The organism is Pseudomonas koreensis (genome assembly GCF_012986595.1).
GTDB classification, from domain to species: Bacteria; Pseudomonadota; Gammaproteobacteria; order Pseudomonadales; family Pseudomonadaceae; genus Aquipseudomonas; species Aquipseudomonas koreensis.
The window spans coordinates 57,277-78,105 of record NZ_JAAQYM010000001.1; the positions used below are offsets into that span (position 1 = coordinate 57,277).

Annotated in this window: 15 protein-coding genes; 2 read left to right on the forward strand and 13 right to left on the reverse strand. The window is 59.0% G+C overall.

Going from position 1 to position 20,829, the window contains the following annotated elements:
* Positions 1-15 precede the first annotated feature (15 nt).
* The 10 genes from brnQ to sdhC form a co-directional block, all read right to left on the reverse strand.
* Positions 16-1,329: a branched-chain amino acid transport system II carrier protein gene (gene brnQ, locus HBN98_RS00305; RefSeq protein ID WP_064586633.1), complete on the reverse strand. Its 1,314-nt coding sequence runs from the start codon at positions 1,327-1,329 to the stop codon at positions 16-18.
* A 473-nt stretch (positions 1,330-1,802) separates the two neighbouring features.
* A complete protein-coding gene (sucD, locus tag HBN98_RS00310; protein ID WP_003223019.1) occupies positions 1,803-2,684 on the reverse strand; it encodes a succinate--CoA ligase subunit alpha in 882 nt (293 codons plus the stop codon).
* Positions 2,684-3,850, reverse strand: a complete 1,167-nt coding sequence (gene sucC, locus HBN98_RS00315) for an ADP-forming succinate--CoA ligase subunit beta (RefSeq protein ID WP_003223015.1) — start codon at positions 3,848-3,850, stop codon at positions 2,684-2,686. Before sucC ends, sucD begins: the two co-directional genes overlap by 1 nt.
* A 200-nt stretch (positions 3,851-4,050) precedes the next feature.
* A complete protein-coding gene (gene lpdA / locus HBN98_RS00320) occupies positions 4,051-5,487 on the reverse strand; it encodes a dihydrolipoyl dehydrogenase (protein WP_064586632.1) in 1,437 nt (478 codons plus the stop codon).
* A gap of 97 nt (positions 5,488-5,584) precedes the next feature.
* Positions 5,585-6,799, reverse strand: a complete 1,215-nt coding sequence (odhB, locus tag HBN98_RS00325) for a 2-oxoglutarate dehydrogenase complex dihydrolipoyllysine-residue succinyltransferase (RefSeq protein ID WP_083366571.1) — start codon at positions 6,797-6,799, stop codon at positions 5,585-5,587.
* A gap of 42 nt (positions 6,800-6,841) precedes the next feature.
* Complete coding sequence (locus HBN98_RS00330) at positions 6,842-9,673, reverse strand: 2-oxoglutarate dehydrogenase E1 component (RefSeq protein ID WP_064586630.1); 2,832 nt, start codon at positions 9,671-9,673, stop codon at positions 6,842-6,844.
* Between the two features lie 259 nt (positions 9,674-9,932).
* Positions 9,933-10,637, reverse strand: a complete 705-nt coding sequence (locus tag HBN98_RS00335; RefSeq protein WP_003223007.1) for a succinate dehydrogenase iron-sulfur subunit — start codon at positions 10,635-10,637, stop codon at positions 9,933-9,935.
* 11 nt (positions 10,638-10,648) lie between these two features.
* On the reverse strand, positions 10,649-12,421 hold the full coding sequence (sdhA, locus tag HBN98_RS00340; protein WP_003223001.1) for a succinate dehydrogenase flavoprotein subunit: 1,773 nt from the start codon (positions 12,419-12,421) through the stop codon (positions 10,649-10,651).
* Positions 12,422-12,424: 3 nt separating this feature from the next.
* Positions 12,425-12,793, reverse strand: coding sequence for a succinate dehydrogenase, hydrophobic membrane anchor protein (gene sdhD, locus HBN98_RS00345; protein WP_003222999.1), 369 nt, complete (start codon positions 12,791-12,793; stop codon positions 12,425-12,427).
* Complete coding sequence (sdhC, locus tag HBN98_RS00350) at positions 12,787-13,161, reverse strand: succinate dehydrogenase, cytochrome b556 subunit (protein ID WP_016773673.1); 375 nt, start codon at positions 13,159-13,161, stop codon at positions 12,787-12,789. Before sdhC ends, sdhD begins: the two co-directional genes overlap by 7 nt.
* A gap of 363 nt (positions 13,162-13,524) precedes the next feature.
* Between sdhC and gltA the strand changes: the two genes are divergently transcribed.
* Positions 13,525-14,814 carry a citrate synthase gene (gene gltA, locus HBN98_RS00355; RefSeq protein WP_003222994.1) on the forward strand — a complete coding sequence of 430 codons (1,290 nt, stop codon included), beginning with the start codon at positions 13,525-13,527 and terminating at the stop codon, positions 14,812-14,814.
* A 959-nt stretch (positions 14,815-15,773) separates the two neighbouring features.
* Here gltA and HBN98_RS00360 read toward each other — a convergent pair.
* From HBN98_RS00360 to HBN98_RS00370, 3 genes are all read right to left on the reverse strand, one after another.
* A complete protein-coding gene (locus HBN98_RS00360) occupies positions 15,774-17,432 on the reverse strand; it encodes a cation acetate symporter (RefSeq protein ID WP_083366572.1) in 1,659 nt (552 codons plus the stop codon).
* Complete coding sequence (locus HBN98_RS00365; protein ID WP_027613950.1) at positions 17,429-17,740, reverse strand: DUF485 domain-containing protein; 312 nt, start codon at positions 17,738-17,740, stop codon at positions 17,429-17,431. The genes HBN98_RS00360 and HBN98_RS00365 overlap by 4 nt, the downstream gene beginning before the upstream one ends.
* Before the next feature lie 306 nt (positions 17,741-18,046).
* A complete protein-coding gene (locus HBN98_RS00370) occupies positions 18,047-18,898 on the reverse strand; it encodes a glycine betaine ABC transporter substrate-binding protein (protein WP_064586628.1) in 852 nt (283 codons plus the stop codon).
* 286 nt (positions 18,899-19,184) lie between these two features.
* Between HBN98_RS00370 and HBN98_RS00375 the strand changes: the two genes are divergently transcribed.
* Positions 19,185-20,780: a glycoside hydrolase family 17 protein gene (locus HBN98_RS00375; RefSeq protein WP_083366573.1), complete on the forward strand. Its 1,596-nt coding sequence runs from the start codon at positions 19,185-19,187 to the stop codon at positions 20,778-20,780.
* Positions 20,781-20,829: the final 49 nt, after the last annotated feature.

Sequence of the window (20,829 nt, forward strand, 5' to 3'; positions counted from 1 at the left end):
GCGGGTCAGACAACGTCAGGCAACCGCTTCACTGCGCTTGCCCAGCAGACGATCGCAGACCACGGCGACCACCAGGGTCATGACACAAGGCACCAGCCACGCCAGGCCCTGCTCGCTCAGCGGCAGATGCGACAGCTGCGACGGCATCCAGTCAGCCAGACCGGCGCCCTTCAGCGCGTCGATGGTGCCGAACACGAACGACACCAGCATCACAGGGCCGAGGATGCGGCCGTGTTCATGCCAGAAGTCCTTGCAGAAGCTCAGGGCCACCAGAACGATGCACGGCGGGTAGATCGCAGTCAGTACCGGGATCGAGAAGGCAATCAGCTTGGTCAGGCCCAGGTTCGACACCAGCAGCGAGAACGCGGCCAGGATGATCACCAGGGTCTTGTAGGACAGGGGCAGCACGCGGCTGAAGTATTCCGCGCAGGCACAGGTCAGGCCCACCGCCGTCACCAGGCATGCAAGCGAGATCAGCACTGCAAGGAAACCACTGCCCAGCGAACCGAAGGTGTGTTGCACATAAGCGTGCAGCACCGCCGCGCCGTTGGTGGCACCCGCCGCGACTTCATGGCTGCCGGAACCGAGGCGGAACAGGCTGATGTAGACCAGCGCCAGGCCGACACCGGCGATCAGGCCGGCAATGATTGCGTAACGGGTGATCAGCGCAGGCGAGTCAACGCCACGGGAGCGGATCGCGTTGACAATGACAATGCCGAACACCAAGGCGCCCAGGGTATCCATGGTCAGGTAACCATTGATGAAACCCTGGGAGAACGGCGCCGCGACGTATTCAGGCGTGGCCTGACCGATATCACCGGCCGGCAAGGCGAACGCAGCAATACCGAGCACCGCCAGGGCAATGATCTTCAGTGGCGCGAGAAAACGGCCAACGGTATCGAGCAGACGGCCCGGATACAGCGAGATGAAGAACACCAGCAGGAAGTACACCGAGCTGTAGAGGAACAGCGCCAGCGGGCTTTCGCCGGTCAGCGGCGCCAGACCCACTTCGAACGACACGGTCGCGGTCCGCGGGGTGGCGAACAGCGGGCCAACCGCCAGGTAGCACGCAGCGGCGAGCACACCGCCGGCGATCTTGCCGATCGGGCTACTCAGCGCGTCCATCGCGCCGCCAACCTTGGCCAGGGCAACGACAGTGACCACCGGCAGACCCACCGCCGTGATCAGGAAACCCAGCGCCGCCATCCAGACGTTGGGTCCGGACTGCAAGCCGACGATCGGCGGGAAGATGATGTTACCGGCCCCGACGAACAGGGCAAATGTCATAAAACCAAGTGCCAGGATGTCCTGACCTTTCAAGACTTTCATTAAGGAAATACCACACTACTGAATCGGAATTTAGAGGGGGATTTCCCTGTGGGGTTAGGGAAATGCTGTCAGTCCGTATAAGACTGACCCGTTTAGCGCGTTGCATGCCTTGTGGGCGGCAGACGCAAAAATGGCTGCTAGCCTAACGAATTTGTCTGACAAACGCACTGTTTGAGGGCGAACTATCCGATACACGACGTGTCTGTGTCGCGTTTACGCATTTATTTTTCCTACAGAAAACTCTGCAGGAAGAGCCAGACTATGTAGTGAGGGGATTTATCCCCGATGGGGCGCGCAGCGGCCCTGATTTATACCGGAGATTCTTTCAGACGACTGTATTCACCGGTTTTGGGGCCGCTTCGCAGCCCATCGGGGATAAATCCCCTCGCCACAAAAGCCAACCAAATGCCAGAAACGACAAAGGCCACCCGAAGGTGGCCTTTGTTTGGTGAAGCGTCAGCTAAGCGCGAGGCTTACTTGACAGCCCAACCGGTCAGCTCGGCCAGGGCCTTGCCGATGTCTGCCAGCGAACGCACGGTTTTCACGCCTGCGTCTTGCAGCGCAGCGAATTTCTCGTCTGCAGTGCCTTTGCCGCCAGAGATGATTGCGCCAGCATGGCCCATGCGCTTGCCCGGAGGAGCAGTCACACCAGCGATGTAGGAAACAACCGGCTTGGTCACGTGTGCCTTGATGTAGGCAGCCGCTTCTTCTTCAGCCGAACCGCCGATCTCACCGATCATCACGATCGCTTCGGTCTTCGGGTCTTCCTGGAACAGCTTCAGGATGTCGATGAAGTTCGAACCCGGGATCGGGTCACCACCGATGCCGACGCAAGTCGACTGACCGAAACCGGCGTCAGTGGTCTGCTTCACAGCTTCGTAGGTCAGGGTGCCGGAACGCGAAACGATACCGACCTTGCCTGGCAAGTGAATGTGACCTGGCATGATGCCGATCTTGCATTCGCCTGGGGTGATCACGCCTGGGCAGTTAGGGCCGATCAGGGTAACACCCAGCTCGTCGCACTTAACTTTAGCGTCCAGCATGTCCAGGGTAGGGATGCCTTCGGTGATGCAGACGATCAGCTTGATGCCGCCGAACGCTGCTTCCAGGATCGAATCCTTGCAGAAAGGAGCCGGAACGTAGATCACGCTGGCGGTAGCGCCAGTGGCGGCTACTGCGTCTTTAACGGTGTTGAATACTGGCAGACCCAGGTGCTCGGTGCCGCCTTTGCCTGGAGTAACACCACCCACCATCTTGGTGCCGTACTCGATGGCTTGCTGGGTGTGGAAACTACCTTGCGAACCGGTAATACCCTGGCAGATAACTTTGGTGTCTTTATTGATCAGGACGCTCATTATTTGCCCTCCGCAGCTTTGACAACTTGTTGAGCAGCGTCGGTCAGGCTGGTAGCAGCGATGATGTTCAAACCGCTTTCTGCCAGTACTTTAGCGCCCAGCTCAGCGTTGTTGCCTTCAAGGCGAACAACAACCGGGATTTTCACGCCGACTTCTTTCACGGCGCCGATGATGCCTTCGGCAATCATGTCGCAGCGAACGATGCCGCCGAAGATGTTGACCAGTACTGCAGCGACGTTGGTGTCGGACAGGATGATCTTGAACGCTTCAGTTACGCGTTCCTTGGTTGCACCACCACCTACGTCGAGGAAGTTGGCTGGCTTGCCGCCGTGCAGGTTGACGATGTCCATGGTACCCATGGCCAGACCGGCACCGTTGACCATGCAGCCGATGTTGCCTTCCAGCGCTACGTAGTTCAGTTCGAACTTGGCAGCGTGCGCTTCGCGCGGATCGTCTTGCGACGGATCGTGGAAAGTCTTCAGCTTAGGCTGACGGTACATGGCGTTGGCGTCGATGTTGATCTTGGCGTCCAGGCAGTGCAGATCGCCGTCAGCCTTGATCACCAGCGGGTTCACTTCCAGCAGAGCCAGATCGTGATCCTGGAACAGTTTGGCCAGACCTACGAAGATCTTGGCGAACTGGGCAACTTGCTTGCCTTCCAGACCCAATTGGAACGCCAGCTCGCGACCCTGGAATGGCTGAGCGCCAACCAGTGGATCGATAGTGGCTTTCAGAATTTTTTCTGGAGTGTCGTGAGCGATTTTCTCGATGTCCACGCCACCTTCGGTGGAAGCCATGAACACGATGCGACGGCTCGAACGGTCAACGACAGCGCCCAGGTACAGCTCTTTAGCGATATCAGTGCACGATTCAACCAGGATCTTGGTGACTGGCTGACCATTGGCGTCAGTCTGGTAAGTCACCAGACGCTTGCCCAGCCACTGCTGTGCGAAGGCCTTGGCGTCTTCTTTGTTGCGAACCAGCTTGACGCCGCCCGCTTTACCGCGACCACCGGCGTGGACCTGGGCTTTGACAACCCACTCGCTGCCGCCGATTTTGTCGCAAGCTTCTGCTGCTGCTTCCGGGGTGTCTACTGCGTAACCAGTGGAAACTGGCAGGCCGTATTCAGCGAACAGCTGCTTACCCTGATACTCGTGAAGATTCATGCTTTTTACCGTCTTCGTTAGGTACTGCGCATTCGGCGCTGCGCTCTTGATGAGTGCCGCGCCACCTGTGACTGCTGCTTGCGTAGCTTTTCCGGGTACCCGGTGCAGCTACGCAAGACTGCGTCCAGCGGACATTCCGCGGTGAGACTTGCTCGCAAGGCTCACGACGGGCCGTTACCGCCGTGGTTTCTTATTGTGTCTTAACGCTTCTTGCGGTTGGCAATGTGGATGGCGCCGCCATTCACCGCCAGAGCAGCTTCGTGCAAGGCTTCAGACAGGGTCGGATGGGAGAAAACCATCATGCCCAGGTCTTCAGCGCTGGTGCCGAATTCCATACCGATCGCGCCTTGCTGAACCAGTTCTGCAGCGCTCGGGCCAATCACGTGCACGCCCAATACGCGGTCGGTCTTGGCATCAGCGATGACCTTGACGAAACCACCGGTATCGTTGGCGGCCATGGCACGGCCGGAAGCGGCGAACGGGAAGGTGCCGACGTTAACTTCAACGCCTTCGGCTTTCAAGGCCTGCTCGGTTTTGCCAACCCACGCGATTTCCGGGTGAGTATAAATAACCGAAGGGATCAGGTCATAGTTCATCTGGGCTTTATGGCCCTTGATGCGCTCGACAACCATGATGCCCTCTTCCGAGGCTTTGTGCGCCAGCATCATGCCGCGAACCACGTCACCGATGGCGTAGACGCCCGGTACGGTGGTGGCGCAGTGATCGTCAACGTGCACGAAACCGCGCTCGTCCAGGGTCACGCCGCTGTCGGCAGCCAGCAGATCAGTGGTCACCGGACGGCGACCAACGGCTACGATCAGCTTGTCGAACGTGATGGACTGTTCGCCGTTGGCATCGGTGTAGTTCACAACGACTTCGTCGCCGTTGACTTTCGAACCGGTTACGCGAGCGCCCAGCTTGATGTCCAGACCCTGTTTGGTCAGGGTTTTCAGCGCTTCCTTGGAAACAGCGGTGTCCGCTGCCATCAGGAAAGTGTCCAGTGCTTCGAGGACAACCACTTCGGAGCCCAGACGCGACCATACCGAACCCAGTTCCAGACCGATCACGCCAGCGCCGATGACGCCCAGACGTTTTGGTACGGATTGGAATTCCAGCGCGCCAGTCGAATCGACGATGACTTTCTGATCGACCGGAGCCGGTGGAATGTCGATCGGACGCGAGCCTGGAGCCAGGATGACGTTTTCAGCTTCGATGACTTCAACCGAGCCGTCCGGCTTGGTGACTTCGACTTTCTTGCCAGCCAGCAGCTTGCCGTGGCCCTGGATCGAAGTAACGCCGTTGGCCTTGAACAGGGTGGCAACGCCGCCGGTCAGGTTCTTGACGATGCCAGCCTTGCGGCCAATCATCGCAGCGACGTCCATTTTGACTTCGCCAGTCGAGATACCGTGAACGTTGAAGCTCTCTTTGGCTTCCTTGTACTTCCAGGAGCTGTCCAGCAGCGCCTTGGACGGAATGCAGCCGACGTTCAGGCAAGTACCGCCGAGGGCTTGCTTGCCTTCAGCGTCGGTGTACTTCTCGATGCAGGCAGTGGTGAGACCCAACTGCGCGGCCTTGATGGCAGCTACATAGCCGCCAGGGCCGGCACCGATCACTACTACGTCAAATTTCTGCGACATTCAAAAAATCCTCTTTAGCGAAAAGCTTCAAGCCGCGCGCTGCAGGCCGTACCGCCGTTTCCGGCGGTACGCCACCTGCAGCGCATGGCTGCTTCTATCAGATATCCAGCAACAGACGCGCCGGATCTTCCAGCAGGTTCTTGATGGTCACCAGGAAAGTCACAGCTTCTTTGCCATCGATCAGACGGTGATCGTAGGACAGTGCCAGGTACATCATCGGACGGATCACGACCTGACCGTTGATGGCCATAGGACGCTGGATGATGTTGTGCATGCCCAGAATCGCTGCCTGCGGCGGGTTGACGATCGGGGTCGACATCATCGAACCGAAGGTACCACCGTTGGTGATGGTGAAGGTACCGCCGGTCATCTCTTCCATCGACAGTTTGCCGTCACGGGCTTTCTTGCCGAAAGTGGCGATGCCGCCTTCGATTTCAGCCAGGCTCATCAGCTCGGCGTTACGCAGAACCGGTACAACCAGGCCACGGTCGCTGGAAACGGCAACACCGATGTCGGCGTAGCCGTGGTAAACGATGTCCGCGCCGTCGATCGAAGCGTTGACTGCCGGGAAGCGCTTCAGTGCTTCGGTGGCGGCTTTCACGAAGAACGACATGAAGCCCAGGCGTACGCCGTTGTGGGACTTCTCGAACAGGTCCTTGTACTTCGAACGCAGTGCCATGACTTCGGTCATGTCGACTTCGTTGAAAGTGGTCAGCATGGCCATGTTCGACTGGGCTTCAACCAGACGCTCGGCAACCTTGGCACGCAGACGGGTCATCGGTACGCGCTTCTCAACGCGGTCGCCGGCAGCGAATACCGGAGCAGCAGCGGCTGGAGCAGCGGCTTTCGCAGGAGCAGCAGCCGGAGCGGCTTTCTTCGCGGCAACAGCAGCGACCACGTCTTCCTTGGTCACACGACCGCCTTTGCCGGTACCGGCAACGGAAGCGATGTTGATGCCGTTTTCTTCAGCCAGCTTGCGCGCAGCCGGAGCAGCAACAGGATCGTCTTCGCCTTCGGCAGCAGCCGGGGCAGCGGCAGCAGCGGCAGCAGCGGCTGGAGCAGCGGCAGCAGCGCCGCCCGCTTCGATGGAGCCCAGGACTTCGTCGGACAGAACGGTGTCGCCTTCGTTCTTGACGATTGCGCCCAGCACGCCGTCGGCGGTCGCCAGCACTTCCAGTACGACTTTGTCGGTTTCGATGTCGACGATCAGGTCGTCACGCTTGACGGCGTCGCCCGGTTTTTTGTGCCAGGTGGCAACGGTGCCATCGGCAACCGATTCCGGGAAAGTGGGGGCTTTGATCTCGATAGCCATTATCTGTGGTTCCTTAAATTCGGTTTCAGGTGCGCGAAGGCATTAAACGGTAAACGCGTCTTGCAGCAGTTTTTCCTGCTGCTCGGCGTGCATCGATGCGTAACCACAAGCTGGGGCAGCAGAAGCCTCACGGCCCGCGTACTCGAGTACGAGAGACTTGTCGAGGTTACCGATGCTGCGACGCAGGTGGTGCTGGCTGCAGTACCAGGCGCCCTGGTTCATCGGCTCTTCCTGACACCAAACGGCATGCTTGACGTTGGTGTAAGGCGCCAGGACTTCTTTCAAGTCGTCCTCAGGGAATGGATACAGCTGCTCGATACGCACGATGGCGATATCGTCACGGCCTTCGGCACGACGTTTTTCCAGCAGGTCGTAGTAGACCTTGCCGCTACACAGAACAACGCGCTCGACCTTTTTCGGGTCCAGGGCATCGATTTCCGGGATCACGGTCTGGAACGAACCTTCAGCCAGATCTTCCAGAGTCGAGACGGCCAGCTTGTGGCGCAGCAGCGACTTAGGCGTCAGCACTACCAGAGGTTTGCGCAGCGGGCGAATCACCTGACGACGCAGCAAGTGGTAGATCTGGGCCGGGGTGGTCGGCATGCACACCTGAATGTTGTGCTCGGCGCACAGCTGCAGGTAACGCTCAAGACGTGCCGAGCTGTGCTCAGGGCCCTGACCTTCGTAGCCGTGTGGCAACAGCATGGTCAGACCGCAGAGACGGCCCCACTTGTGCTCGCCGCTGGTGATGAACTGGTCGATAACAACCTGTGCACCGTTGGCGAAGTCGCCGAACTGGGCTTCCCAGATCACCAGCGCGTTCGGCGTGGTGGTCGAGTAACCGTATTCGAAGGCCAGTACCGCTTCTTCCGACAGGAACGAGTCGTACAGGTCAAAGCGTGGCTGACCGTCGTACAGGTTCTGCAGCGGAATGTAGGTGCCCGCGTCTTTCTGGTTGTGCAGTACAGCGTGACGGTGCGAGAACGTACCGCGGCCGATGTCCTGACCGGTCATGCGGATCGGGTGACCTTCGAACGCCAGGGTCGCGTACGCCATGGTTTCGGCGTAACCCCAGTTGATCGGCAGGCCGCCGGCTTGCATCTTCTGACGGTCTTCGTAGATCTTCGCGACCTGACGCTGAACCACGAAGCCTTCCGGAATTTCCAGCAGCTTGGCGGACAGTTCTTGCAGGGTCTTCAGATCGAAGCGCGTGTCGTGACGCGCAGTCCAGGCGTGGCCCAGATACGGACGCCAGTCCACGAACAGCTCTTTGTTCGGCTCTTTGACCAGCGATTTCACTACGTGCAGACCGTTGTCCAGCGCGTTGCGGTACTCGTCGACCTTGGCCTGAACACGCTCAGCGTCCAGTACACCGGCCTGAGTCAGACGATCAGCGTACAGCTCACGGGTGGTGCGCTGTTTGGTGATCTGCTGGTACATCAGAGGCTGGGTACCGCTTGGCTCGTCGGCCTCGTTGTGGCCGCGACGACGGTAGCAGACCAGGTCGATCACCACGTCACGCTTGAACTGCATGCGGTAGTCGATGGCCAGCTGGGTCACGAACAGCACGGCTTCCGGATCGTCACCATTCACATGGAGGATCGGCGCCTGGATCATCTTCGCAACGTCGGTGGCGTACTCGGTAGAACGCGAGTCCAGCGGGTTGCTGATGGTGAAACCAACCTGGTTGTTGATCACGATGTGCACGGTACCGCCGGTCTTGAAACCGCGGGTCTGCGACATCTGGAAGGTTTCCATGACCACGCCCTGACCGGCGAATGCCGCGTCACCGTGGATGGAGATCGGCAGAACCTTCTCACCCGTCGGGTCGTTACGACGATCCTGACGAGCGCGAACCGAACCTTCTACCACCGGGGAAACGATTTCCAGGTGGGACGGGTTGAACGCCATGGCCAGGTGAACTTCACCGCCGGCGGTCATCACGTTGGACGAGAAGCCCTGGTGGTATTTAACGTCACCGGAACCCAGCTCGACCTTCTTCTTGCCTTCGAACTCGTCGAACAGCTCGCGCGGGTTCTTGCCGAAGGTGTTGACCAGCACGTTCAGACGGCCACGGTGGGCCATGCCGATGACGACTTCCTTGGTGCCGTAGGAACCGGAACGCTGGATCAGCTCGTCGAGCATCGGGATCAGGCTTTCGCCGCCTTCCAGACCGAAACGCTTGGTGCCCGGGTATTTGGTGCCCAGGTATTTCTCCAGGCCTTCACCGGCAGTCACGCGCTCAAGCAGGTGGCTCTTGATGTCGGCGGAGTACGTCGGACGACCACGCACGCTTTCCAGACGCTGCTGGAACCACTGGCGCTGCTCGGAATCGGTGATGTGCGTAAATTCAGCGCCGATGGTGCGGCAATATGTCTGCTGCAACGCTTCGTGAATTTCGCGTAGGCTCGCTTCCTCTTTGCCGATGAACAGGTCGCCGGCACGGAAGGTCGTATCAAGATCGGCATTGGTCAAGCCGTAATGATTGATCGACAGGTCTGCAGGTGCAGGACGCTGCCACAGCCCCAGCGGGTCAAGCTGGGCTGCCTGGTGGCCACGCATACGGTAGGCCTGGATCAATCGCAGCACTTCAACTTGCTTCTTCTCGTGCTCACTGCTCACGCTGCCGGCGGAAACCGGTTGGGCGCGGCGCTGGTTCTTTGCCAGCAGCACGAAATGATCGCGAATTGTGGAGTGCGAAACATCAGTGGCAGAGCTGCCGTCGGCTGGCAGCTTCTGAAAGTAGGTGCGCCACTCTTCTGGCACAGCGTTAGGGTCGTGCAGGTAGAGCTCATAAAGCTCTTCCACATAGGCAGCGTTTCCACCTGAAAGGTAGGCGCTGTTCCACATGCGCTGCATCACGCTTTCTTGCATGCTTGGTCACCCTCGGTTAGGGGAACACCATCGGCGTCAATACCGAGCAAACTTGCAGAAGTCCGAATGCAGCGACCAAAACAAGCCACTTAGGATCACGCTGATAGTCCGGGTACCAGCCCGGATGCCCCTGCTTGTCTCATTTCTTCAAAATAAGAGCTGCAGCTTGTGGCTACTGCTCTGGTTATAGCCATGACGCGGGTTGAAGCCCGCGCCACAGCCTCTTCGGTACAGCGGTTCTACGGTTACAGCAGCTGAATCACACGCCGCTCGAGAGCAACATGTTACGGATGTGACCGATGGCCTTAGTCGGGTTCAGGCCTTTCGGACATACGTTGACGCAGTTCATGATGCCCCGGCAGCGGAAGACGCTGAACGGGTCATCGAGCGAAGCCAGACGCTCGGACGTCTTGGTGTCACGGCTGTCTGCCAGGAAGCGGTACGCTTGCAGCAGTGCAGCCGGGCCCAGGAACTTGTCCGGGTTCCACCAGAAGGACGGGCACGAGGTCGAGCAGCAGGCGCACAGGATGCACTCGTACAGACCGTCGAGCTTTTCACGCTCTTCAGGGGACTGCAGACGCTCGATGGCCGGAGCCGGCGTGTCGTTCTGCAGGTAAGGCTTAACCTTCTCGTATTGCTTGTAGAAGATGCTCATATCGACAACCAGGTCACGGATAACCGGCAAACCTGGCAGCGGACGAACGATCAACTTGTTGCCTTTTACGACGGCGGACAGCGGCGTGATGCACGCCAGGCCGTTTTTGCCGTTGATGTTCATGCCGTCGGAGCCGCAGACACCTTCACGGCAAGAGCGACGATAGGAGAAACCCTCGTCCTGCTCTTTGATCAGGGCCAGCACGTCCAGCACCATCAGGTCTTTACCACCGGTATCGACCTGGAATTCCTGCATGAACGGCGCAGCGTCCTGATCAGGGTTGTAGCGATAAACACTGACTTGCAACATGGCGGTCACCCTTAATAAGTCCGGACTTTAGGTTCGAAAGTCGGAACAGTCTTCGGCGAGAAGTTTACGGCACGCTTGGCGACGCGTTTCTCACCCGGGAAGTACAGGGTGTGGCACAGCCAGTTTTCGTCGTCACGGTCTTCGAAGTCTTCACGGGCGTGAGCGCCGCGGGACTCTTTACGTACTTCGGCCGCGATGGCGGTAGCTTCAGCCACTTCCAGCAGGTTTTGCAGTTCCAGAGCTTCGATACGCGCGGTGTTGAACGCTTGCGACTTATCGTTGATCTTCACGTTGGCGATGCGCTTGCGCAGATCGGCCAGCTGAGCGATACCCTTCTGCATGTACTCGCCAGTACGGAATACACCGAAGTAGTTCTGCATGCAGCTTTGCAGCTCGCGACGCAGGGTGGCCACGTCTTCGCCATCGGTACGGCCGTTCAGCGCGTTCAGGCGCGACAGGGCAGCTTCGATGTCGGATTCGGTAGCGTCGTCGTATTCGATACCGTCGGTCAGCGCCTTTTCCAGGTGCAGGCCGGCAGCGCGGCCGAATACCACCAGGTCGAGCAGCGAGTTGCCGCCCAGACGGTTGGCACCGTGCACCGATACGCAAGCCACTTCGCCTACCGCGAACAGACCCGGAATGATCTGGTCCACGCCTTCGGCGTTCTGGGTGATCGCCTGACCGTGAATGTTGGTGGCAACGCCGCCCATCATGTAGTGGCAGGTCGGAACAACCGGAACCGGCGCAACCACCGGGTCAACGTGAGCGAACGTCTTCGACAGTTCGCAGATGCCTGGCAGACGGCTGTGCAGCACTTCCTCGCCCAGGTGGTCGAGTTTGAGCATCACGTGGTCGCCATTCGGACCGCAACCGTTGCCGGCGATGATTTCTTTAACCATCGAACGGGCAACCACGTCACGACCGGCCAGGTCTTTCGCGTTCGGAGCATAACGCTCCATGAAACGCTCGCCGTGCTTGTTGATCAGGTAACCACCTTCACCACGGCAACCTTCGGTCACCAGGACACCGGCGCCGGCGATGCCGGTCGGGTGGAACTGCCACATTTCGATGTCTTGTACCGGTACGCCGGCACGCAGAGCCATACCAACGCCGTCACCGGTGTTGATCAGGGCGTTGGTGGTGGAGGCGTAGATACGGCCAGCACCGCCAGTCGCCAGCACAGTGGCTTTGGCGCGGATGTACGAGGTTTCGCCGGTTTCGATGCAGATCGCGATCACACCGACGAATTCGCCTTCCTGGTTCTTCACCAGGTCGACAGCGTAGTACTCGTTCAAGAACGTGGTGCCGGCTTTCAGGTTGCCCTGATAAAGCGTGTGCAGCAGCGCGTGACCGGTACGGTCGGACGCCGCGCAGGTACGAGCAGCCTGGCCGCCTTTACCGTAGTCCTTGGACTGACCACCGAACGGACGCTGGTAGATACGACCCTGTTCGGTACGCGAGAACGGCAGACCCATGTGGTCCAGCTCGAAAACGGCAGCCGGGCCTTCCTGACACATGTATTCGATAGCGTCCTGGTCACCGATGTAGTCGGAACCCTTGACGGTATCGTACATGTGCCAGCGCCAGTCATCGTTCGGGTCGGCGGACGCGATTGCGCAGGTGATGCCGCCCTGGGCGGATACAGTGTGCGAACGGGTCGGGAAAACCTTGGTGATCACCGCAGTCTTGTGACCGCCCTGTGCCAGCTGCAGCGCAGCGCGCATGCCGGCACCGCCACCACCAATGATGATGGCGTCGAAAGAAATCGTTGGAATGTTAGCCATGACTCAGATACCCCAGAGAATCTGCACACCCCAGACGAAGTAAGCGAACATCGCAACGCCGCATACTGCCTGGAAAAGGAAACGTATAGCCGTCGCGGACTTGCCGAACGCCATTGGCGTCAGGTAGTCAGTCGCGATGGTCCACATGCCGACCCAGGCGTGAGCGCCGAGGGCAACAAGGGCCAGGAGGCTGAAAATACGCATCCCGTTGTGGGCGAACAGTTCATGCCACTGGGCATACTCGAGGCCTGGGTGGGCCACGACGTATCCGATCAGAAAGATGAAGTAAGCCGCGAGAACGACCGCCGACACACGTTGCGCCATCCAGTCATAGAGGCCCGAACGCGAGAGGTTCGTGACGTTAGTTACCATATCCAAACTCCTGCCAGAACGATTACCACCACGGAAACGGCGATAACGATTTTCGAGCCCAGCTTGCCGCCTTCCAGCGTCTCACCGATGCCCATGTCCATGATCAAATGGCGCACACCGGCAACCAGGTGATACAGCAGAGCGGACAGGATGCCCCAAATCACTAGCTTGGCTAGCGGACTGGTCAGACACGCTTTCACCTGACCGAAGCCTTCCTCGGAGCTCAGCGACTTGTCCAATGCGTAAAGCATGATGGCAAGGCACACAAAGAGGATGACACCGGAGATTCGGTGAAGAATGGACGTGTAAGCAGTGACTGGGAGTTTGATGGTCCTTAGGTCTAGGTTTACAGGTCGTTGGCTTTTCACGGCTTTTTTTTCACACTGAAGAGCCCCTAACAATCAGGGCAAAGTTGTTGGGGAGTGCACTGGTCAGGTAACCACCACCCAGGGATGCGACCCCCAATGAAAGCAAGCCCAAAAGCCCTTGGCGGTCGGTGGCCGAGTATAGACAGTTAGGCTACTAATGACAACGCAATCACCTACCCCCAATAGCTGATTGCACAAGTCGCATAAAAGGCGTAAATGGCAGTCAATTTCGAGGAAAAAGTGCGCTTAAAGCCTTCTGGAGCAAGACTTTAGGCAAATTGACATTCGAATTTATCTCACTATAGTGGTGCGGGCCCTGCGTGGGGGGTCTGTCTGATGGTTCAAGCATAAATAGGAGGCCACATGGCTGACAAAAAAGCGCAGTTGATCATCGAGGGCGCAGCCCCCGTCGAGCTGCCCATTTTAACCGGCACCGTTGGTCCCGATGTAATTGATGTTCGGGGCCTGACGGCCACGGGCCGCTTCACTTTCGACCCGGGTTTCATGTCGACCGCCTCGTGCGAATCGAAAATCACCTATATCGACGGCGACAACGGCATTCTGTTGCACCGCGGCTACCCGATCGAACAGCTGGCTGAAAAGTCGGACTACCTGGAAACCTGCTACCTGCTGCTCAACGGCGAACTGCCGACCGCAGAACAGAAGGCCCAGTTCGTCAGCACCGTGAAAAACCACACCATGGTTCACGAGCAGCTGAAAACCTTCTTCAACGGCTTCCGTCGCGACGCCCACCCGATGGCCGTCATGTGCGGCGTAGTCGGCGCCCTCTCGGCCTTCTACCACGACTCCCTGGACATCAATAACCCGCAGCATCGCGAAATCTCCGCGATCCGTCTGGTTGCCAAGATGCCGACCCTGGCAGCGATGGTTTACAAGTACTCCATGGGTCAACCCATGATGTACCCGCGCAACGACCTGACGTACGCGGAAAACTTCCTGCACATGATGTTCAACACCCCGTGCGAGATCAAACCGATCAGCCCGGTGCTCGCCAAGGCCATGGACCGGATCTTCATCCTCCACGCCGACCACGAGCAGAACGCGTCGACCTCCACCGTGCGTCTGGCCGGCTCTTCGGGTGCCAACCCGTTCGCCTGTATCGCCGCCGGCATCGCCGCACTGTGGGGCCCTGCCCACGGCGGTGCGAACGAAGCCGTATTGACCATGCTCGACGAGATTGGCGATGTGTCCAACATCGACAAGTTCATCGCCAAGGCCAAGGACAAGAACGATCCGTTCAAGCTGATGGGCTTCGGTCACCGCGTTTACAAGAACCGCGACCCTCGCGCGACTGTCATGAAGCAGACCTGCGACGAAGTACTGAAAGAGCTGGGCATCAACAACGATCCGCAACTCGAACTGGCCATGCGCCTGGAAGAGATCGCTCTGACCGACCCGTACTTCATCGAACGCTCGCTGTACCCAAACGTCGACTTCTACTCGGGGATCATCCTCAAGGCGATCGGCATTCCAACCAGCATGTTCACCGTGATTTTCGCCCTGGCACGTACTGTCGGCTGGATCTCCCACTGGAAAGAGATGCTCTCCAGCCCGTACAAGATCGGCCGTCCGCGCCAGCTGTACACCGGCTACGAGTCGCGTGATATCACCAAGTTGGAAGACCGCAAATAAGACCTGTCTTGCGATAATGTCTTGAAGTTGTACCGGGAACGGCCTCTGTTTATATAGGGGCCGTTTTTGTTTGTTTGGTCTCAGCGGCCTGCGGGCCGACTGTGACTGTGGTTAGGGGGCATATCCGTTTTTGCGGGTGTTGCCGCTGGCGGTTTCGCTCTTACAGCGACTCACTTTTCCAAACGCCGAAAAGTAAGCAAAAGGCTTTGCCCCGGCGTACGGCACTTCGCTGAGGCTCAGTGTTCCCTCGCTACGGTGTCCATCCGGGGGCATCGCCTACGGTTTGCTTCGCTGCACCTCCTCTCGATGTGTTCGACTTCGTCGAACGGCGCTGCGCGCCTACCCCCTGATGAACACCTTCGCTCGGCCTGCCGAAGGGGCAAAAGATCAAAAGCCACATCAAAAGCCAGAACCACATCAAAAGCCAGAGCCAGAGCCAGAGCAAAAGATCGCAGCCTTCGGCAGCTCCTACAATTGAACCCGGTACCCCCACTAGAAATTGCTCGTCCGACGGGCCGGCAAGCACGCTCCCGCCGCGACCGCCCGCATCCTTAAGGCCGAGTGTCAGCTCGCCTGCTCTTGATCTTGATCCACGGGCGACGTCGGAAGGCTGAGTGGAGGGATTGATCCGGGGGTGGGAGCGCAGCGACCGTTTGGCGAAGCCAAACACAGCGAGAGGAGGTGCAGCGAAGCAAATCGTAGGCGCTGCGCACGGATCGATCCCGGAGCGAAGGGACCCCGAGCCCCAGCGAGCGGGCCGGACGCAGGAGCAAGCGTTTTTTTGCTTACTTTTTTAGGTGTTTGTAAAAAAAGTGAGTCGCCGTAAGGGCGAAACCCTAAGCCGCCGTTACCGCAGCAACGGATATGTACACAATTCCAGCCCGATAACCGCCCACAAAAAAATGCCCCGATCTCTCAACCGGGGCATTCAGCACAACATTTAAAAAACCATCAAGCGATCAGTGCGAAACCGCCCCACTCGCCCCCAACCCCGTCTGCGAACGCACAAACTGCGGGAAGAACAGCGCCCGCTCGTTCTCGGCAGCCGCCGACTTGTCGGTGATCGAGAAGAACCAGATACCGATGAACGCAATGACCATCGAAAACAGAGCCGGGTACTCGTACGGGAAGATCGCCTTCTCGTGATGCAGAATCTGCACCCAGATGGTCGGGCCAAGGATCATCAGCCCCACCGCACTCACCAGCCCCAGCCAGCCGCCGATCATCGCACCACGGGTGGTCAGCTTCTTCCAGTACATCGAAAGCAGCAGCACCGGGAAGTTACAGCTTGCCGCGATGGAGAACGCCAGGCCGACCATGAACGCGATGTTCTGGCTTTCGAACAGGATGCCCAGGCCGATGGCCAGCACGCCCAGTGCTATGGTGGTGATCTTCGATACGCGAATTTCATCCCTGTCGTTGGCCTTGCCCTTCTTGATCACGCTGGCATACAGGTCGTGCGACACCGCGGACGCACCGGCCAGGGTCAGACCCGCCACAACCGCCAGAATGGTCGCGAACGCCACCGCCGAGATAAAGCCGAGGAAGATGCTGCCACCCACCGCGTCAGCCAAGTGCACCGCCGCCATATTGTTGCCGCCGAGCAGAGCGCCCGCTGCATCTTTAAAGGCCGGGTTGGTGCTGACCAGCAGGATCGCGCCGAAGCCGATGATGAAGGTCAGGATGTAGAAGTAGCCAATGAAACCCGTGGCGTACAACACGCTCTTGCGCGCTTCCTTGGCGTCACTCACGGTGAAGAAGCGCATCAGGATGTGCGGCAGGCCGGCGGTACCGAACATCAGCGCCAACCCCAGGGAGAACGCCGAAACCGGATCTTTCACCAGACCGCCCGGGCTCATGATCGCCTCACCTTTGGGGTGAACCTTGATCGCTTCGGAGAACAGCATGTTGAAGTCGAAGTTGACGTGTTTCATCACCATCAGCGCCATGAACGAGGCACCGGACAGCAATAGCACAGCCTTGATGATCTGCACCCAGGTGGTCGCCAGCATGCCGCCGAACAGCACATACATGCACATCAGGATACCGACCAGAATCACAGCGACGTAGTAGTCGAGGCCGAACAGTAGCTGGATCAGTTTGCCGGCACCGACCATTTGCGCGATCAGGTAGAACGCCACCACCACCAGCGAACCACAGGCAGACAGGGTACGGATCTGGGTTTGCCCGAGGCGGTAGGACGCCACGTCGGCAAAGGTGTATTTGCCCAGGTTGCGCAGGCGCTCGGCGATCAGGAACAGAATGATCGGCCAGCCCACCAGGAAGCCGATCGAATAGATCAGGCCATCGTAGCCGGAGGTGAACACCAGCGCGGAAATCCCCAGGAAGGACGCCGCCGACATGTAGTCACCGGCAATCGCCAGACCGTTCTGGAAACCAGTGATCTTGCCGCCCGCCGCATAGTAGTCGGCGGCCGATTTGTTGCGCTTGGACGCCCAGTAGGTAATGCACAGGGTGGCCCCGACGAACACCACGAACATGGCGATCGCGGAGACGTTGAGTGGTTGTTTGTGGACTTCGCCAGTCAAGGCGTCAGCGGCCCAGACGGCCGGGGCGAACGCTGCGATGCTCAAAAGAGCCAGTAGACGCCGGATCATTGCTGAGCCTCCTTGAGAATCGCATTGTTCAGGTCGTCAAACTCGCCGTTGGCGCGCCGTACGTAGATCGCGGTCAGGATGAAGGCCGAGACAATCAGGCCGACACCGATCGGAATGCCCCAGGTGATCGAAGACCCGGGACTGAGCTTCGCCCCGAGCACTTGCGGCCCGTACGCGATCAGCAGGATGAATCCGGAGTACAGCCCGAGCATGATCGCCGAGAGTATCCAGGCGAACTTTTCTCTTTTTCTCACCAGCTCCTTGAAGCGCGGGCTGTTTTGAATCGAGAGGTAAATGCTGTCGTTCATTGTTTTTATCCTCGCAGCACAGATTATTGTTGGAACGTATCCACTGTATGCGGCTGCGGAACGGCTTCCAGACGACCTTAGTATTAGAACGACATGACATTTTCGCCAATTTTCGGACTGTAATTAGCCGAAATATTTGGAAAGAGGCGTCGAGACAGCCGCAAACCCTGAAAGTAGGGGCTGGCCAGAAACAAATGTAGGAGTGAGCCTGCTCGCGATGGCGTCATATCAGTCGACATCTCAGTCACTGAAAGACCGCAATCGCGAGCAGGCTCACTCCTACAAGGTGTACTGCGTCAGGTGTGGTTATTTGGTCCAGTCAGCCACGCGATCCGGGTGCTTGGCGACCCAATCCTTGGCCGCTGCTTCAGGCTTGGCGCCGTCTTGAATCGCCAGCATGACTTCGCCGATCTCGTCTTTCGACGCCCACTGGAAGTTTTTCAGGAACTTGGCCACTTCCGGAGCCTTGGCATCCAGCTCTTTGCTGCCGATGCTGTTCACGGTTTCAGCCGCGCCGTACACGCCTTTCGGGTCGTCGAGGAAGCGCAGTTTCCACTTGGCGAACATCCAGTGCGGCACCCAACCGGTGACGGCAATCGATTCGTTCTTCTTCTCGGCGCGGGTCAGCTCGGCAATCATGCCGGCGCCGGAACTGGCCTTGAGCGTGTATTTGTCGAGGCCGTAATCCTTGATCGCCTGATCGGTCTTGAGCATCACGCCTGAACCGGCGTCGATGCCGACGATGCGGTTTTTGAAGGTGTCGTCGGTTTTCAGGTCTTCGATCGATTTCGCTTTGACGTACTCCGGCACGATCAGGCCGATTTTTGCGTCCTTGAAGTTCGGGCCGTAATCGACGACCAGATCCTTGTTCTTCGCCCAGTATTCGCCATGGGTAACCGGCAGCCAGGCCGAGAGCATGGCGTCGAGTTTGCCGGTGGCCACGCCCTGCCACATGATCCCGGTAGCGACGGCTTGCAGCTTCACGTCGTAGCCGAGTTTCTGCTTGATCACTTCGGCCGCCACATGGGTGGTCGCGACGCTGTCGGACCAGCCATCAACGTAACCGATGTTCAGGGTCTGTTTTTCAGCGCTGGCGAATGTGGAGCTCATCGCAAGCACCAGAGCGGCACCTGCGCCTAAAAGTCGTCGCATCTTCATCGTTACTTCCCCGAAATGCTGCGCCCGACGGATGCCGGGCATCGTCAACGTATTGTTATGGTGCACAGCGCCCCCATCACGCCTGACCGCAAACTCGCCCGACCATCAGTGGAGTACTGACGCTTTCGATCATCGGCCTGACGCCAAACGTGACCTGCTCTGGCAGCGACCTCAAGACAACGAGAAACGACATCAGAAAGCCATTAATCGCGGTTGAATAAATGACGCCAGATAATCCGCCCGAACTTTGCATGGCAAATCATGCCGGCCACCAACCCGCGGATAAATGCAGGTAACATGCGTCGCTTTGCAGCCACTCGGCCTGACCATGTCCGCGACGTCCCGCTTCCCGTTTGTTCCTTATCTCTTCGCTTGCCTGCTCGGCCTGTTTGCCCTTGGCGGTTTCTGGTACGGCCTCGGCAAACCGGTGATCCTGCCGGACGCCGCGACCCCGACGCACAAGTTGCAATGCGCCTCCTACACGCCGTTCGACAAGGATCAGTCGCCGTTCGACGTGCCGTTCAAACTGCGCCCGGAGCGCATGGACGCCGATCTTGCCCTGCTGGCGACGCGCTTCGAATGCATCCGCACCTATTCGATGACCGGCCTCGAAGCCCTGCCGGAACTGGCGCGCAAGCACGGTTTGAAATTGATGATCGGCGCCTGGGTCAACAGCAACCCGGTAGACACAGAGAAAGAAGTCGACCTGCTGATTGCCTCAGCCAACGCCAACCCGGACGTGGTCAGCGCAGTGATCGTCGGCAACGAAGCCCTGCTGCGCAAGGAAGTCACCGGCGCGCAACTGGCCAAACTGATCAACAAGGTCAAAAGCCAGGTCAGGCAACCGGTCACCTATGCCGATGTCTGGGAGTTCTGGCTCAAGCATCCGGAAGTCGCGCCGGCGGTGGATTTCCTGACCATTCACCTGCTGCCGTACTGGGAAGACGATCCGTCGAACATCGACGTTGCCCTGCAACACGTAGCAGATGTGCGTCAGGTGTTCGGCAACAAGTTCGCGCCCAAGGACGTGATGATCGGCGAAACCGGCTGGCCCAGCGAAGGGCGCCAGCGTGAGACCGCGCTGCCGAGCCGGGTCAATGAGGCCAAGTTTATTCGCGGTTTTGTCGCGATGGCCGAGAAGGAAGGCTGGCATTACAACCTGATCGAAGCGTTTGACCAGCCATGGAAACGTGGCAGCGAAGGCGCGGTCGGTGGCTACTGGGGCCTGTTCGACGCGGATCGCCAGGACAAGGGCGTGCTCGCCGGGCCGGTGACCAACGTGCCGTACTGGAAGCAATGGCTGGGCGTCGGCGGACTGATTTTCCTCGGCACGCTGCTGCTCGGCGGGCGGGTTCGCAGCACTCAATCGGCATTGATCCTGCCACTGCTCGGCGCGGTCGCCGCTTGCTCGATCGGCGCCTGGGGCGATCTGGCGCGGGTGACGACGCGGTTTGCCAGCGAATGGCTGTGGGTCGGTTTGCTGACGGTATTGAATCTCTGGGTGCTGGCGCACGCGGCGCTGACCTTGAGCGCCCGTCAGGGTTGGCGTGAATGCGCCTTCAACTGGCTGGAGCGTCGTGCCGGCTGGCTGGTCGCTGTCGCCGGTTTTGCGGCGGCGGTGATGATGCTGGAGATGGTGTTCGATGCGCGTTATCGCAGCTTCGCCAGCATGGCCTTCATTCTGCCGGCGCTGGTTTACGTGTGCCGTCCGGTCAGCGTGCCGCGCCGCGAAATCGCCCTGCTGACCTTCATCATCGGCGCCAGCATTGCGCCGCAACTGTTCGAGGAAGGGCTGCAGAACCAGCAGGCCTGGGGCTGGGCGCTGGTCAGCGGGTTGATGGTGGCGGCGTTGTGGCGTTGCCTGCGGGTTCGCAGTCGCTGATTAAACAGCAAGATCAAAAGATCGCAGCCTTCGGCAGCTCCTACATTGG

Coding starts and splice junctions, on each gene's coding strand:
- brnQ (WP_064586633.1), bottom strand. CDS start 1,329: ATGAAAGTCTTGAAAGGTCAGGACATCCTGGCACTTGGTTTTATGACA.
- sucD (WP_003223019.1), bottom strand. CDS start 2,684: ATGAGCGTCCTGATCAATAAAGACACCAAAGTTATCTGCCAGGGTATT.
- sucC (WP_003223015.1), bottom strand. CDS start 3,850: ATGAATCTTCACGAGTATCAGGGTAAGCAGCTGTTCGCTGAATACGGC.
- lpdA (WP_064586632.1), bottom strand. CDS start 5,487: ATGTCGCAGAAATTTGACGTAGTAGTGATCGGTGCCGGCCCTGGCGGC.
- odhB (WP_083366571.1), bottom strand. CDS start 6,799: ATGGCTATCGAGATCAAAGCCCCCACTTTCCCGGAATCGGTTGCCGAT.
- HBN98_RS00330 (WP_064586630.1), bottom strand. CDS start 9,673: ATGCAAGAAAGCGTGATGCAGCGCATGTGGAACAGCGCCTACCTTTCA.
- HBN98_RS00335 (WP_003223007.1), bottom strand. CDS start 10,637: ATGTTGCAAGTCAGTGTTTATCGCTACAACCCTGATCAGGACGCTGCG.
- sdhA (WP_003223001.1), bottom strand. CDS start 12,421: ATGGCTAACATTCCAACGATTTCTTTCGACGCCATCATCATTGGTGGT.
- sdhD (WP_003222999.1), bottom strand. CDS start 12,793: ATGGTAACTAACGTCACGAACCTCTCGCGTTCGGGCCTCTATGACTGG.
- gltA (WP_003222994.1), top strand. CDS start 13,525: ATGGCTGACAAAAAAGCGCAGTTGATCATCGAGGGCGCAGCCCCCGTC.
- HBN98_RS00360 (WP_083366572.1), bottom strand. CDS start 17,432: ATGATCCGGCGTCTACTGGCTCTTTTGAGCATCGCAGCGTTCGCCCCG.
- HBN98_RS00365 (WP_027613950.1), bottom strand. CDS start 17,740: ATGAACGACAGCATTTACCTCTCGATTCAAAACAGCCCGCGCTTCAAG.
- HBN98_RS00370 (WP_064586628.1), bottom strand. CDS start 18,898: ATGAAGATGCGACGACTTTTAGGCGCAGGTGCCGCTCTGGTGCTTGCG.
- HBN98_RS00375 (WP_083366573.1), top strand. CDS start 19,185: ATGCAGGTAACATGCGTCGCTTTGCAGCCACTCGGCCTGACCATGTCC.